Below are 15,748 nucleotides of genomic sequence, written 5' to 3' on the forward strand. Positions count from 1 at the left end.
TGTTGCGTTGAGTGGGCACCTATATCTGAGGTGCGTGGCGTAGAGCGAAGAGTACCCCCTCAGCACGCGGCACTTGGAATGAAAGCTGGGGATCATGCTTGACTATAACCAGCCGGTAGACCGGGCCAGACCGGAGGCCTCGCAGCAGCGGCCTCGGGCCAGTTTCAACGTGCTGGAGCTGGTCAATCTGCTCTGGCGGCGGAAGATCGCGATTGCCGTTGCCGCACTGCTCGGTGCGACGCTTGCCGTCACCGTGGGCAAGAGCCTGGCGCCCCGCTACACCGCCACCGCCCAGCTCTATGTCGACCCGCGCGAGCTTCAGCTCGTCGATCGCGAGCTAACGCCTCGCGCGCAGGACGTCTCCGGCATGTCGATGGTGGTCGAGAGCCAGGCGCGCCTGATCACCTCCAACAGCGTGCTGCTCCAGGTGATCCAGCAGGCCGATCTGGACAAGGACCCTGAATTCGGCGGGGCCGATGGCAAAGGCGTGATGTCGTCGCTGCTCGGCCTGATCGGCCTTCAGCCCCACGCGCCCTCCGCCACGGAGAAAAAGGAAGTGCAGCTCGCCGCCCTCGAGGCGCTGAACCGGCACATCACGATCCGCAAGACCGAGAAGAGCTTCATCGTCGACATCGAGGTCTGGTCGACCGATCCGGCGAAAGCGGCGATGCTCGCCAACACGCTGACCAGCGCCTACCTCGCGGAATCCCGCAACTCGCAGGCGTCGGCCGCACGGCGCGCCACCAACGATCTCTCCGGCCGCCTGAAGGAGCTGCGCGAGCGGCTGCGCAACGCCGAGACCGTGCTTGCGACCTACAAGGCCCAGAACAATTTCGTCGGCACCCAGGATGCGCTGATCAGCGACCAGCAGCTTTCCGCCAGCAACCAGCGGCTTTCCGCCGCCCGCGCCGCGACGATGGACACGCAGGCGCGCCTCGACCAGATCGAGGCGAGCCGACGCACCACGGCAGATGCAGGCGCAAACTCCGAGGCGCTGCAATCGCCGACCATTGCCAACCTGCGCGCGCAATATGCCGACGCGCGCAAGAAATATGCGGAGCAAGCCGGCGAGCTCGGCCCGCGTCATCCGGCGCTGCGCCAGACCGAGAAGCAGGTCGAGGATCTCAAGCGCACCATCAACGAAGAGATCGACCGCTTCGCCCAGTCCGCCAAGAACGATTTGACGCGCGCCCGCGACTTTGAAGCCTCGCTCAGCCGCGCGCTGGAGGCGCAGAAGCGGCAGAGCGTCCAGCTCAGCCAGGCCGCCGTGCGCCTGCGCGAGCTCGAGCGCGAGGCCGATGCCAGCCGTGACGTCTATCAATCCTTCCTCAAGCGGTCGCGCGAGACCGAGGAGCAGGAGACGCTGAACACCTCGGCGGCCCGCATCATCGGCGAAGCGACGGTGCCGCAGCGGCGCTCGTTCCCGCCGGCGATGAGCCTGTTCGCCATGATCGGTTTCATCTTCGGCGCAATCGCTGCATCAAGCTGGTTCGTCGCGGCCGAACTGGTGTTCGCCGGTGCGTTCGTGCCGGCACCGGCGCCGGCCCGCCCCAATCGTACTCCGTTGCCGCAAGCTCCGCGAGCTCCAGAGCCTTCGCGGGCGCCGGAGACTGCCCGGGCCCAGCCGGTCTCGCGAGCCCCGGAAGTCGCGGACGCACTGCCGGAACTCGCCGCCCCGCCGCTGCAACCTTCGATGGTCGAGAAGCCCCTGATCGAAAAGCCGCTGATCGCGCGCCTGCAGGAGGCCGACGTCATCCACACGCTTGGTGCCATTCTCGCCACCGGCGGCGGCATCGACCTCACCCGGCTGGGCTGGCCGACGCTGCGCCCCGGCTTTCCACTGACGACGCTGCTCAACGCCTGGCGCGACATGCGCGCTACGGCGGCCCGGCGCGCCGGCGGAAAGACAATGCCGGTCATCGCGCTCGTCGGTGCCAGCGAGACCACCGGGCGCAGCGTGACGGCGCTCAATTTCGCGCTCGCGGCCGCGCGCGACGGCGCCCGGGTGCTGATGATCGACGCCGACCATCAGGCGCACTCGCTCTCGAACAAGGTCAACCGTCCCCGCAAGAGCGAGCCGAGCAAGGTCGGATGGCTTTCGATCGGCAGTAAGGCCGCACGCGAGATCAAGACACTCAACGGCATCTCGGTATTGCCGGCCGTCGAAGGCGACGCTGGCAAGGCCACTGACGCCATCCGCAAGGCCATCGAGCAGGCGCGCTCCGCCGGCGGCTATGACCTCGTGATCCTCGACGGCCCCACGGCGCCACTCACGGCCGGCAGCCGTAAGCTGCTCGATGATGCCGACGCGCTGGTGGCGGTGTTGCCGACCAGCCTCGACATCAACGACGGCCTGGAAGAGATATTGAGCACGCTCGGCCGCGCCGAGCGCAAGCTCGTCGGCGTCGTGCTCGACGAACTCACCCCTATGGCCCAAGCTCGCCAACGAGGCAGACAATATGCTTGAGCGCCGCATCAATCTCGATGGCCGGGCCGCAACCGCCGACGTGCCGCGGATCACCATCGGCGGCCTTCGCATGGCCGCGCTCGACCTGGAAGCGACCGCAGATTTCATGATCGAGGCGACCGATCCGCGCCATCGCATCGGCCGTCCGCTGCACCTGACCTCGGCCAATGGCGAGGTCCTGGCGCGATGCTCGACCGAACCGGAGACCGAGCGCCTGTTCCGCGGCGCCGACCTCATCAACGCCGATGGTCAGCCGCTGGTGGCGGCGTCAAGGCTGCAATCCTGGTTTCCGCTGCCCGAGCGCGTCGCCACGACGGATCTGTTTCACGTCGTCGCGCGCAAGGCGGAAGCGGTCGGCCGCACCTTTTACATGTTCGGCGCGAGCGAGGACGAGAACGCCGCGGCGGTCGAGAACGTCCGGAAGATGTATCCAAACCTCAAGATCGTCGGCCATAGCCACGGGTATCTCCGTGGCGATGCACTGCGCGCGAAGGTCGACGAGATCAACGCGCTAGCGCCGGATTATCTCTGGGTTGCGCTGGGCGTGCCAAACGAGCAGGCCTTCGTCGAGGAATTCACGCCGCATCTCACCAATGTCGGCGTCATCAAGACATCCGGCGGCCTGTTCAACTTCTTGTCGGGAAGCCGCGCCCGCGCGCCGCGATGGATGCAGAAGATCGGGCTGGAATGGGCCTGGCGCACCTTGCTCGAGCCCCGCCGGCTGTTCTGGCGCTATCTGACCACCAACCCTCGCGCGATCTATCTGCTGTTCAGCCGCAACGGGCCCTTCAATCGCTGAGTTGACAACGACATGACCGCAGCCGGTTATCAGCCCCGCCTGCGCTATTTCAACGCCAGCGGCGCCGGTATTGCGCCTTGCGGGTCGGGCTCATAAGCGGCTAAAGAGACTGTCACAGTCGGCGTCGGCAACTTTCCCGGGCGCCGCATGTTTTTGTATGGCCGTCGACACAAGCGGCACAATCGGCTCAGCCAATAGTGCGAGCCAGCTTTTCAAAGCGAAGGCCACGATCGAGTCCGCGCATCGGCCTGCTTTCAGGCGCGACCCAAGGGAGCACGGAACGAATGCATCAGGCCGCAAGCCTGCAATTCGAGCGCATGATGGACGAGCTCGTCCTCTGGCATGCCGTGCCGGAGGCCGAACGATCGCCGGCGCCGGCCTGGTGGTGGGGTCCGGCGATGGCGGTGCTCGATACGCACGAGCCGATGCGACAGGTGTGGTGTCGTGAGCTCGGCCTTGGCGACGGCTCGAGCGTTGCCGAAGGCGCGCATGTCCTTATCACGCTCTTCGCCGAACAAACCTCACTTCCGTGGCCGGATGATTTTCCACGCAAGGCGGAGATCAGGGACGAGGACGTCCGCGAGCTGCACCCACAGCCATCAGACGACAGCGCTTTTCAACCGTAGCGCCGCGGCCGCGGTGGCGGCATGGTCCCGCTCCGGCTGGAGCGGCGGCGCGCCGGGCAGCTCCATCGGCCGCAGCAGCTCGGCCATCTGCCGCGCCGGAACGGGCTTGGAGATCAGGAAGCCCTGCATCTCGTCGCAGCCATGGGCGCGCAGGAACGCCTCCTGCTCGGCGTTCTCGACGCCTTCCGCCACCACGGTCATGCCGAGCGCCTTGCCCATGCTGATGATCGCCTGCGCGATCGCCTGATCCTCCGCATCCTGCGGCAAGTCGCGCACGAAGGAGCGGTCGATCTTGATGGTGTCGATCGGGAAATGCTTCATCAGCGACATCGACGAATAGCCGGTGCCGAAATCGTCGATCGCCAGGCGAATGCCGCGGCTCTGGATGGCGTCGAGCACCTTGAGCGCGCGCCCGACGTTGCGCATCATCATGCTCTCGGTGACTTCCAACTGGAGCAGCACGGGCGACATGCCGCTGGCGGCCAGCGCCTCGTCGACGTCCTGCAACAAATGCTCGTCGACAAACTGCCGCGGTGACAGGTTGACCGCCATCGACACCGGCAACAGGCCGAGGCGCTGCCAGGCCATGGCCTGCGCGCAGGCCTCCTTCACCACCCACCGGCCGATCGGCACGATCAGTCCGGTCTCTTCCGCAAGCGGAATGAACTGCGCCGGCGAGATGCTGCCGAGATCGGGGTGCGTCCAGCGCAGCAGGGCTTCCACGCCCGTGATCTGGCCGGTCTCCATGTCCACCTTGGGCTGGTAGTTCAAAGTGAACTGATTCCGCTCCAGCGCCCGGCGCAGCGCGCTCTCCAGCGACAGCCGCTCGATCGACTGCGTGTTCACTTCCTTGGAGAAGAAGCGATAGCCGTTCTTGCCGTCCTCCTTGGCGAGATACATCGCCATGTCGGCGTTCTTTGTCAGCGTCAGCGCGTCGGCACCGTTGGCCGGATACATCGCAATGCCGATGGAGGCGGTGGTGTGGCACTCGTGGCCGGCCAGCTCCATCGGCTTCGCGAGCACGCTGAGCAGTTCCGTCGCGATACGCTGGACGTCGTCGATCTCGCCGCACTGGTCCAGGATCACCACGAACTCGTCGCCTCCGAGGCGCGCCACCACGTCGCTCGCTCGCAGCGCGCCGCGCAATCGGTCGGCGACCTCGAGCAGGAGCAAATCACCCGCCTCGTGGCCGAGCGAATCGTTGATGACCTTGAACCGGTCGAGATCGATGAACAGCACCGCGAAACGATGGTCATGGCGCTCCGCCGCATCGATTGCCGCGCGCAACATGGCGCTGAATGTCTCGCGGTTAGGCAAATTGGTCAGGCTGTCATAGGAGGCGAGATGCTCGATCCGTTCGTCGGCCTTGTTCTTCTCGTCGGCGCGATCGAAATTCTCCATCGCGAAGGAGACGTTTTCGGCGAGACGCTGCAGCAGTTCGACGAACTCGTCGGTAAAGGCGGCAGGCTCCGTCGACATGTAGATCATGACGCCAACCGCCTGGTCGTGGGCGACCAGCGGGAATGCCGCGCCCGAGCGCGCGCCGTCGTCGCGGACGATGGCGTGGAAGGCGCGGACGCGATCGTCGTTGAGATAGTCGTTGCTGATGCATGGCTGGCGCGTGCGGAAAGCCGTGCCGCTCATCCCGCGGCCTTCCGGGCGATCGGGATCGATGGAGAGGCGGACGGTGCGGGTGGTGTCGGACGAAGGCCCGGCGCTGGCGACGATTTCCAGCTGGTCGCTGTCGGCGCTCGCGAGCGCGATGGTGGTCGAGGTGAATTTTGCGCCATTGGAGGCGGCAAGGCAGACGAGGTCGAACAGTTCGGCGCGCGACTTCGCTCGCATGATCGCCTCGTTGGTGGCGCTCAGCGCCGCAAACATGCGCGTCAGGCGTTCCTTCTGCGCCTCGGTGCGGGCCTTCTCCTCGGCACGATCGAAATTATCGAGGGCGAAAGAGACGTTTTCAGCCAGGCGACCAAGCAGCTCGACCAGATCGGGTGTAAACGTATTCTCTTCCGGTGCGAGGAAAAGCAGGATGCCAATAGGCTCCTGGCCGCCCCGCAGCAGTGGGAAGCTGGCAGCAGCCCGGGTTCCATCCTCGACCGCCTTGGTATGCCAGTGCACCGATCGCGGATCATTCAGATAATCGTTGATGACGCTGGCCCGGCGGGTCCGCAGCGACATCCCTATGATCCCTTGGCCCTCAGGATGGTCGGCTGAAACACAGCAGGTGCGTCCCACCATTCGTTCCTGAAGGCGTCCCTTGACGGCGACCACCCGGACAAGTTCACGTCTGTCGTCCATAATCCCGATTGTCGCGGAGGCGAACACCCCGCCCAGCACGGCGGCCTGGCACGCGACCTCGAACAGCTCCTCGCGCGTCTTGGCGCGCATGATGGCTTCGTTGGTCGCGCTCAGCGCCTCAAACATGCCACTCAGGCGATCACGCTGCTTGTCGGCCCGCGCTTTTTCGTCGGCCCGGTCGAAATTCTCGAGCGCGAAGGCGACGTTGGCCTGGAGCTTGCGCAGCAGCTCGACGAATTCGTCCGTGAAAGTGCCGCGCTCGCGCGAGTTGAACAGGAATACGCCTTCGACCCTATCGCCGTTGAACAGTGGCAGCGCGGTCGAAGACGCAATGCCGTTACGACGCGCGCTGGCGTGCCAGGGCTCGAGGCGGGCGTCGGCCAGGATGTCGTTGCTGATGCAAGGCTGCCGCGTCCGGAACGCAGTGCCGGTCAGCCCACGTCCCTCCGGCACGTTGTCGCTGACCGGCAATCTGAAGGTTCGTACCTCAGCGGCGTTCGGTCCAAAGGATGCGACAACGCGAAGCAGTCCCGCGTCGGCGTCGAGCAACGCGATCGAGGTCGAGGCGAACTTCGCGCCCTGCACCGTGGCTTCGCAAACCAGATCAAACAGTTCGCTGCGGGACCTTGCCCGCAGAATGGCCTCGTTCGTCGCGCTTAGCGCCGCGTACATGCGCGCCAGCCGTTCCTCCTCCAGGGCGATCTGGGCCTTCTCCTTGTCGCGGTCAAAGTTCTCGAGCGCAAAGCATACGGTTTCGGTCATGCGTAGCAACAGTGCGACGATGCCTTCGTCTTTCGCCCAGGCTTTGCTCACGAAGAAAAACAGCACGCCGATGCTGGTGCCGCGCTTGATCAAGGGAGCAGCCACGCAGGCGACGGCGCCGGCATTGACGTTGGCCTGCTCCCAGGTCGTCCCCTTGGTACGATTGACGAGGTCCTCCTCGACGATCGCTTTCTGGGTCCGGAACACCTCACCGGAGATGCCCTTGCCGTAGGGACTCTCCGGATCAATCGAGTAGCGCGACTGTCTGATCAGATCCAGATTACGTCCGGTCGCTGCCACCGGCGTCAGCCATTCGGACTCCGGCTCGTGCAGCAGAACGAAAGTGCCAAGCGACTTGCCGCTATACACAGCGGCGTCGCAGACTCGCTGGTACAGATCCTGCTCGGTGCTGGCGTGAAGAATTGCTTCATTCGTCGCAGTGAGGGCGCCGAACATGCGGTTGAGTCGCCGCACTGCCCGCTCGCCATCCAGCCGCGCCGTCTCGCGCGCGAAATTCTCCAGCGCATGTGAGATATTGGTCGACATCCGCTCGAACAGCGAGACCATCGCCTCGTCGAGCGTACCTGCCCCCGAGCGCGTCACGTACAACACCCCGATACTGCGACCGCCGCAGATCAGGGGAAGCGCCGCGGCTGCGCCGACACCCGCCCCGGCCGCGCCCTCGCGCCACGCGAGCGAGCGAGGATCGTTCAGGTAATCGTTGCTGATGCAGATCCCCTGGCTGCGAAAGGCTTCGCCGCCGACGCCCGATCCCTCCGGCGTGCCGGCCACCGTGGTGATCTCGATCGCACGCAGCCGCGCAACGTCGTCGCCGCAGCCGGCCGCAAACCGCATCCGCTGGCCATCCGGCTCCGCCAGGAACACCGCGACGGCCATGAAGTCCCCACTCGAAAACCCGGCGTCGCAGACCTTCTGGTACAGCTCGTCCGGCGACTTCGCGTAAAGGATGGCTTCGTTGATGTCGCTCAACGCTGCGAGTGTGCGCGCGAGGGTCGTCTGCACGATCTCAACTCCCCGGCATTTCTGCCATTTTCTCCCGGGTAGCTTTATGAAGGCGATGGCCTAAGTGGGGGTTATTGGTTCCCGCAAACCGTCGATCAAAGTGAACGAGCTGCAAACAGCTGTCGCGAAACTGTCAAAAGTCGCTGTACTGGATGGCGGTTTCGGCCAAAGACGCGCTCCCTTTACGAATTTGCAGCCCTGTATTGGTTTACGGGAGATTGATATCGCATCTGTGCTTTGAGACGATGCCCTCAAGAACCAGAGCCCCCCAAGGGCGAGACCTGAGGAAACGCCATGCCGATCGTTCGGGCCGACCGCCTCACGCGAATCAGCGCCGCGCTGCTTCGTGCCGCCGGGGCTTCCGAGGAAGAGGCCGACGCGGTCGCAGGCGGCTGCGTCAAAGCCAATCTCGCCGGCCACGATTCCCACGGCGTGATCGCCATTCCCACCTATGTCGACCGGATCAAGGCCGGCCACATCGTGCCCGGCGCCAAATGGACCATCGTGCAGGAATCGCCGACGACGACCGTAATCGACGGTCAGTGGGGGTTTGGCTTCCACGTCAACGCCAAGGCGATGGCGTTGACGATCGAGAAAGCGAAGACGGCGAATGTCGCCGCCTGCACCGTGTTCCGGCAAAGCCATGTCGGCCGCCTCGCCGCCTATCCGTTGATGGCGATGCGCGAAGGGATGATCGGGATTGCAACGGCGGATTCCGGCCGTTCGCCGAAGCATGTGGCGCCGTTCGGCGGCAAGGAGGCACGGCTCGGCACCAATCCGATCTCGATCGCGGTGCCGTCCGATCTCGATGCGCCGTTCTACCTGGACATGGCGACCTCTGCGGTCGCGGCCGGCAAGATCCAGCTCGCGGTCGCCCGCGACGAGGAGATTCCGCCGGGATGGATCATCGACGCCGAAGGACGACACACCACCGATCCGACCCAATACCGCAAGGGCGGCGCGCTGCTGCCGCTCGGCGGCACCGAGGGCTACAAGGGCAGCGGTCTCGCCGCCATGGTCGAGGTCCTGTGCGGCCTGCTCACCGGCCTCGGTTTCGGCGTCGAGCCCACGGGCCGGCACAATGACGGCTGCTTCATGGCCGTGTTCAACGTCGCCGCGTTTCGCCCGCTGCAGGAGTTCAAGCGCGAGGTCGCCGAGTTCGCACACTATCTCAAATCAACCCCGCCCTCCGAGGGCAGCAAGGGCGTGTTCTATCCCGGTGAGATCGAGGGCGTGCGCGAGCAGCAGCGCCTGCGCGACGGCATCGAGATCGAGGATGCGACCTGGGAAAAGCTGCGCGCGCTGGCGCGCGAGTACAGGCTCGATACGGTCCTCGACCTGGCCTGACGGATTTCGGCCTGACGCAATTCGGAGAACAGCAGCATGACGCGGCAGATGGTACTGGTCGGCTTCCTTCAAGCCCAGAACTGCACGAATTTGCCGAGCTCGTGGCGTCATCCGGACTCGCGCGACGATTCGATGTCGGCGGACTATTATCAGGAGATCGCCAAAATCCTCGAAGCCGGCAAGTTCCACATGGCCTTCTTCGACGACCGGCTGGCGATGCCGGACCGCTACGGCAACGATCACGCCCACACCGTCGAATACGGCATCCGCTGCGTGAAGATGGATCCGCTGATCGTGCTGACGACGATGGGCATGGTTACGGAGAAGCTCGGGTTGGGGGCGACTGGTTCGACGACTTATTTCGAGCCCTTCGACATCGCCCGCCGCTTCGCAACGCTCGACCTGATGTCGGGCGGACGCGCCGGGTGGAACGTCGTCACCTCGCTCAATGACGGCGAGGCACACAACATGGGGCGGGACTCTCATCCCGAACATGATTCTCGCTACGACCGCGCCGACGAATTCATGGAGATCGTGCTCGGCCACTGGGATACCTGGGAAGACGGCGCGCTCATCATGGACAAAAAGAGCGGCCGCTTCGCCGATCCAGCCAAGGTGAAGCGGCTCGATCACAAGGGCCCATTCTACAAGTCGCGCGGTCCCTTCACGGTGCCGCGCTCTGATCAGGGCCATCCCGTGATCATCCAGGCCGGCGCGTCCGGCCGCGGCCAGCGCTTTGCAGGACGGTGGGGCGAGGTGATCTTCACCGCTGCACGCAATCTCGCCGCCGCCAAGGAAGGCTATGCGTCGGTGCGTAACGAGGCCGCGAAAGCTGGCCGCGATCCGGAGGCGATGTTTCTCTGCAACCTGACGACACCGGTTTGCGCCGCGACCAAAGCCGAGGCCGAAGACAAGATGGCGCTGATCAACAAGCTGCCGCTGCAGATCGACGCGCTGTCGCTGCTGGCCGAAGCGCTCAACTACGATTTCGCCTCCAAGGATCTCGACGAGCCGCTGACGACGGAAGAATTGAAGAGCATGCAGGGCATTCTGGGCATCCGCGACGGCGTGCTCAAGAACTCCGGCAAGAGCAATCCGAGCGCGCGCGACTTCGTCACCTTCTCCGGCCGCGGTCAGGTCCAGGATGCGATGGTTGGCGGCCCCAAGGAGATCGCAGACAAGCTCGAAGAAATGTTCGTCGAGCGCGGCTGCGACGGCTTTGTCATCGCCGCGACCTATGTGCCCGGCTCCTATGCCGATTTCGTGCAACATATCGTCCCGGAATTGCAGCGGCGCGGATTGTTCCAGAAGGAATATCGCGGCAAGACGCTGCGGGAAAATCTCGGGCTCAAGCGGCCGGCTGCCGGCGACTGGAAAGTGCAGCCGCGCGATGCCGCGGAATAACAACGGAGACACGGCATGCGCTGGCTGAAATTCACCGCCACGGACAAGACGTCCTGGGGGATCGTCGAGGGTGACCAGGTGATCGCGATCGAGGGCGATCCCTTCGGCGAATGGCAACGCACCTCGCGCACGCACCCGCTGTCGCAGGTTAAAATCGAGATGCCGCTGATTCCGCGCACCTTCTACTGCGTCGGCTTGAACTATCTGAAGCATCTGAAAGAGGCCGCCGACAAGCGCGGCGAGGTGCCAGCGGTGCCGGACAGACCCGAGATCGGCTATCGCGCCCAGAATGCGCTGATCGCACATGACGAGGAGGTCATGATCCCGTCCTTCGCGACGGACAAGATCCATTATGAAGGCGAGCTCGTCGTCGTCATCGGCAAGAAGGTCAAGCATCTCACCAAACAGAATGCCATGGATTGCGTGTTCGGCTACACCATCGGCAACGACGTCAGCGAGCGGAGCTGGCAGAAGGCCGACCGCAGCCTGTGGCGCTCGAAGAACGCCGACACGTTCAAGCCGATGGGCCCGTGGATCGAGACCGAAGCCGACCTCGACAAGATGGAAACGATCGTCTGGGTCAGCGGCAAGGAGACCAACCGCTTCCACACCAACGACATGATCTTTGGCGTGGTGCCGTTCCTGGTCGAGCTGACCAAATACTTTACGTTATGGCCCGGCGACGTGATCTGGATGGGAACGGATGGAGCCTCACCTGATATCAAGCATGGCGACGTCGTGGAGATCGACATCACCGGCATCGGGACGCTGCGGAACAGGTTCGTGCGGGAGGAGCGGTGATCCTCATCCTGAGGAGCTTGCGAAGCAAGCGTCTCGAAGGATGAAGGCCCGGTTGTGGTGTCGCGCTTCGAGACGGCCGCTACGCAGCCTCCTCAGCGCAAGCTCAAAACGGCAGCGCCACGCCCGTCTTGATCTCTTTCAGCACCACGTTGCTTCTGACATAGCGAATGCCGGGAATGCGGAACATGAAGTCGTCGAGGAATCTGTTGTAGGCCGCCATGTCCTGCACGACGACGCGCAAATGGTAATCGGCATCGCCCGTGGTCGCAAAGCACTCCAACACCTCACGCCGCGTGGTCACCCGCGCGACGAACTCGTCGACGAATTTTGCGTCGTGCCGTTCCAACGAGACGTGGAGGATCGCGGACATCGCAAAGCCGGCCTGCTCGCGCGCCACCAGCGCCGCATAGCCCTGGATGGCACCGCTCTCCTCCAACGCGCGCACCCGGCGCCAGCAGGCCGAGGTCGACATGCCGACCGCGTCGGCGAGTTGCTGGTTGGTCGCGCGGCCGTCCTTCTGGAGATAGGCGAGAATCCGCGCGTCTTGGTCTTCGATCATGGAACGCCAAAATGGATTAATCTACCGCTCTGTAAACTAAATCGGGCAATTCTACCACAATGTATGTTCTATTCGGGAAAATAGGTAGGACCTACCAGTCGTCCAGGCCTACCCTTCTCCCATGGCAAGGAGATGCCGCGGGAGGTCCGCATGGACGCCATTTCGTCACTCGACGCCTACGAGCTTTCCGACCGCTACGATCGCGAAGTGGGCCGCGTCTTCCTTACAGGCACGCAGGCCATCGTCCGCATTGCGCTCGACCAGGTGCGGCGCGACCGTGCCGCGGGGCTGAACACGGCGGGCTTCATTTCGGGCTATCGCGGTTCGCCGCTCGGCGGCATCGACCTCGAACTGTGGCGCATCCAGGAGCGACTGAAGCGGGACCGCATCGAATTCCTCCCGGCAGTGAACGAAGACCTTGCCGCAACCGCCGTGCTCGGCTCGCAACAGGTCGAAACGCAAGCCGACCGCGAGGTCGATGGCGTGTTCGGGCTCTGGTACGGCAAGGGCCCCGGCGTCGATCGCTCCGGCGATGCGCTGAAACACGGCAACGCCTACGGCTCCTCGCCGCATGGCGGCGTGCTCGTGGTCGCCGGCGACGACCATGGCTGCGTCTCGTCCTCGATGCCGCACCAGTCCGACGTGGCTTTCATGAGCTGGTTCATGCCGACGCTCCACCCCGCAAGCGTCAGCGAATATCTGGAATTCGGCGAATATGGCTACGCTCTGAGCCGCTTCACCGGCATGTGGGTGGGCTTCAAGGCAATCTCGGAGATCGTGGAATCCGGCGCCTCCGTCGCGCTGCGCCCGCCGCGCGCCTTCCACACGCCGGACTTCACGCCGCCGCCCGGCGGCTTGCACTATCGCTGGCCCGATCTACCCGGCCCACAGATCGAGGAGCGGCTGGAGGCGAAGAAGCATGCGGTCTACGCCTTCGCCAAGGCCAATCCGATCGATCGTCACATCTACGACATCCCGGGCGCCACCTACGGCATCGTCACCACGGGCAAGGCGCATCTCGATCTGATGGAAGCGCTGCGGCTGATGGGTCTCGAGGAAGCAGCCTGCCGCAGCATCGGCATCGACATCTACAAGGTCGGAATGGTCTGGCCGCTGGCGCTGCATGACGCGATGGCGTTCGTGAAGGGCAAGCGCGAGATCCTCGTGGTCGAGGAGAAGCGCGGCATCATCGAAAGCCAGTTCAAGGAATATTTTTACGATTATCCGGGCGAAAAACCCGAGCGCATGGTCGGAAAGCACGACGAAACCGGCGCGCGGCTGATCTCCTGGATCGGCGAATTGTCGCCGCGAGCGCTCGCTGGGGTGCTCGCACGCCGTCTCGATCCGATCTTCCCGGGCCTCAATCTCGCCGCGCGCGCAGCCGGCTTGATGCCTGAGGCCGCGCGCACGATCAACGTCTCTGGTGCGACGCGCACGCCCTATTTCTGCTCGGGATGCCCGCACAATACATCGACAAAGGTGCCCGAGGGATCGAAGGCGCTAGCCGGCATCGGCTGTCATTTCATGGCGAGCTGGATGGACCGCGAGACCTCGTCCCTGATCCAGATGGGCGGCGAAGGCGTGAACTGGGCGGCCTCGTCACGCTTCACCGGCAACAAGCACATTTTCCAGAATCTCGGCGAAGGCACCTATTATCATTCGGGCTCGATGGCGATCCGGCAGGCGATCGCGGCCAAAGCCAACATCACCTACAAGATCTTGTTCAACGATGCCGTCGCGATGACCGGCGGCCAACCGGTCGACGGCCCGATCAGCGTCCACGCCATCGCGCACAGCGTCCGCGCCGAGGGCGTCGCGCGCGTCGCGCTGGTGTCGGACGATCCTGCGCAATTTTCACCGGGAGACCTGCCGGTCGGCGCGTCCATCCATCCGCGCGAAGAGATGGACAGCGTGCAGCGCGAGCTGCGCGAAATCTCGGGCGTATCGGTACTGATCTATCAGCAGACCTGCGCGACAGAGAAACGGCGTCGCCGCAAGCGTGGACAGATGGCCGATCCCAAACGCTTCACCTATATCAACGATCTCGTCTGCGAGGGCTGCGGCGACTGCTCGGTTGAATCCAACTGCCTCAGCGTGGAGCCCAAGGAGACGCCGTTCGGCCGGAAGCGCCGGATCAATCTCTCATCCTGCAACAAGGACTTCTCCTGCCTCAACGGGTTCTGCCCGAGCTTCGTCACCGTCGAGGGCGCGACGCGCCGGAAGAAGGGCGCGAGCCGGATCAACCCGGTCGGCCACGCGGCCGCGCTTCCGCTGCCCGCGCCCGCACCGCTCGACCGTCCCTATGATCTGCTCGTCACCGGCGTCGGTGGCACCGGCGTGATCACGGTCGGCGCGCTGATCGGCATGGCGGCGCATCTCGAACGAAACGGCGTCTCGGTGCTGGATTTTACCGGCTTTGCGCAGAAATTCGGGCCGGTGCTGAGCTACATCCGATTGGCTGCATCCCCCGACGCGTTGCATCAGGTCCGCATCGACCAGGGCGCGGCCGATGCGCTGATCGGCTGCGACCTCGTCGTCAGCTCCTCGCCAAAGGCATCCGGCACCTATCGGAAAGGCACGCGCGCCGCGGTCAACACCGCGGAGATGCCGACCGGCGACGTCGTCCGCTTCCGCGACGCAGATCTCGCCTCACCTGCCCGCCTGCGCGCGATCGGCCAGGTGATCGGCGACGGCAATCTCGACACCATCAACGCCAACGCGCTGGCCGAGCGCCTGCTCGGCGATGCCGTCTATGCCAACATCGTCATGCTGGGCTTTGCCTGGCAGCACGGACTGCTGCCGGTCTCGCTGTCGGCGCTGTTGCGAGCAATCGAGCTCAACGGGGTCGCGGTAGAACGCAACAAGCAGGCTTTCGCCTGGGGCCGGATTGCAGCGGCCGATCCCAACTTCTTGCCGAAGATGGACGACGCGCCCAAAGCAGAGACGCTCGACCAGCTGATCGACCGCCGCGCCGAATTCCTCACGGCCTATCAGAACGATGCGTATGCAACGCGCTATCGAGCACTCGTTGCAAACGTTCGCAAGGCCGAAGCCAAACTGAATAGCGGAGCATTGACCGAAGCGGTCGCGCGCGCGCTGTTCAAGCTGATGGCCTACAAGGACGAATACGAGGTGGCACGGCTGCACATGCAGAGCGGCTTCCTCGACGTGTTGAAAGGCGAATTCGAAGGCGAATTCAGCATCCAATATCACTTCGCCCCGCCGTTCCTGCCGTCGAAGCGCGACGCCCGCGGACGTCCGCGCAAGCGCGCCTTCGGGCAGTGGATCCAGATGCCGCTTGCCATGCTGGCGCGATTGAAAGGATTGCGCGGGACGCCGTTCGATCCGTTCGGCTACACGGCGGAACGGCGCGCGGAGCGGGAACTGATCACCTGGTACGACGGCGTCATCAGACGGCTGCTCGGCGGGCTCGACGCGGCGCATCTGCCAAGTCTGGTCGCCATTGCAAAAGCGCCGATGGATATCCGGGGCTACGGGCCGGTTAAGGACGCCGCGATCGGGAAGGTAAAGGCCGAGGTCGAGCGGCTGTTCGCCGAGCTCGACGCGCCATCACCTGCAAAGATGCGCGCCTACGGTTGACGGGGCGCCGACGAAGCTTCAGCCTCTGGAGCCGAGGCGCGCCCTGATGGCGCTCC

General features: G+C 64.5%; 9 protein-coding genes. 7 read left to right on the forward strand and 2 right to left on the reverse strand.

What is annotated here, in order from left to right:
- Window positions 1-94: 94 nt before the first annotated feature.
- The 3 genes from IVB40_RS30785 to IVB40_RS30795 all read left to right on the forward strand — a co-directional run bounded on the left by IVB40_RS30785 (window position 95) and on the right by IVB40_RS30795 (window position 3,892).
- Window positions 95-2,467: an exopolysaccharide transport family protein gene (locus tag IVB40_RS30785; RefSeq protein WP_247817224.1), complete on the forward strand. Its 2,373-nt coding sequence runs from the start codon at window positions 95-97 to the stop codon at window positions 2,465-2,467.
- Window positions 2,460-3,266 carry a WecB/TagA/CpsF family glycosyltransferase gene (locus IVB40_RS30790; RefSeq protein ID WP_027565472.1) on the forward strand — a complete coding sequence of 269 codons (807 nt, stop codon included), beginning with the start codon at window positions 2,460-2,462 and terminating at the stop codon, window positions 3,264-3,266. Before IVB40_RS30785 ends, IVB40_RS30790 begins: the two co-directional genes overlap by 8 nt.
- Before the next feature lie 284 nt (window positions 3,267-3,550).
- On the forward strand, window positions 3,551-3,892 hold the full coding sequence (locus tag IVB40_RS30795; RefSeq protein ID WP_247284666.1) for a hypothetical protein: 342 nt from the start codon (window positions 3,551-3,553) through the stop codon (window positions 3,890-3,892).
- Here the strand turns inward: IVB40_RS30795 and IVB40_RS30800 are convergent.
- A complete protein-coding gene (locus IVB40_RS30800; protein WP_247817225.1) occupies window positions 3,866-7,981 on the reverse strand; it encodes a GAF domain-containing protein in 4,116 nt (1,371 codons plus the stop codon). The two genes, IVB40_RS30795 and IVB40_RS30800, sit on opposite strands and share 27 nt — an antisense overlap.
- A gap of 294 nt (window positions 7,982-8,275) precedes the next feature.
- On the opposite strand from IVB40_RS30800, the gene IVB40_RS30805 reads away from it, so the two are divergent.
- From IVB40_RS30805 to IVB40_RS30815, 3 genes are read left to right on the forward strand one after another with little or no spacing between them, the layout of a single operon-like run.
- Entirely contained in the window at window positions 8,276-9,328 is a 1,053-nt protein-coding gene (locus IVB40_RS30805) for an Ldh family oxidoreductase (protein WP_247817226.1), read from the forward strand.
- Window positions 9,329-9,364: 36 nt separating this feature from the next.
- Window positions 9,365-10,732 (forward strand): LLM class flavin-dependent oxidoreductase, encoded by a 1,368-nt coding sequence (locus IVB40_RS30810; RefSeq protein ID WP_027565476.1) that lies wholly within the window; start codon window positions 9,365-9,367, stop codon window positions 10,730-10,732.
- 15 nt (window positions 10,733-10,747) lie between these two features.
- Entirely contained in the window at window positions 10,748-11,533 is a 786-nt protein-coding gene (locus tag IVB40_RS30815) for a fumarylacetoacetate hydrolase family protein (protein ID WP_247817227.1), read from the forward strand.
- 103 nt (window positions 11,534-11,636) lie between these two features.
- Here the strand turns inward: IVB40_RS30815 and IVB40_RS30820 are convergent, their stop codons facing one another.
- Complete coding sequence (locus IVB40_RS30820; protein WP_211396773.1) at window positions 11,637-12,092, reverse strand: Lrp/AsnC family transcriptional regulator; 456 nt, start codon at window positions 12,090-12,092, stop codon at window positions 11,637-11,639.
- A gap of 150 nt (window positions 12,093-12,242) precedes the next feature.
- Between IVB40_RS30820 and IVB40_RS30825 the strand changes: the two genes are divergently transcribed.
- On the forward strand, window positions 12,243-15,692 hold the full coding sequence (locus IVB40_RS30825; RefSeq protein ID WP_247817228.1) for an indolepyruvate ferredoxin oxidoreductase family protein: 3,450 nt from the start codon (window positions 12,243-12,245) through the stop codon (window positions 15,690-15,692).
- The last annotated feature ends 56 nt before the right edge of the window (window positions 15,693-15,748 follow it).

Origin of the sequence: Bradyrhizobium sp. 40 (genome assembly GCF_023100925.1) — a bacterium.
Taxonomy (GTDB): domain Bacteria; phylum Pseudomonadota; class Alphaproteobacteria; order Rhizobiales; family Xanthobacteraceae; genus Bradyrhizobium.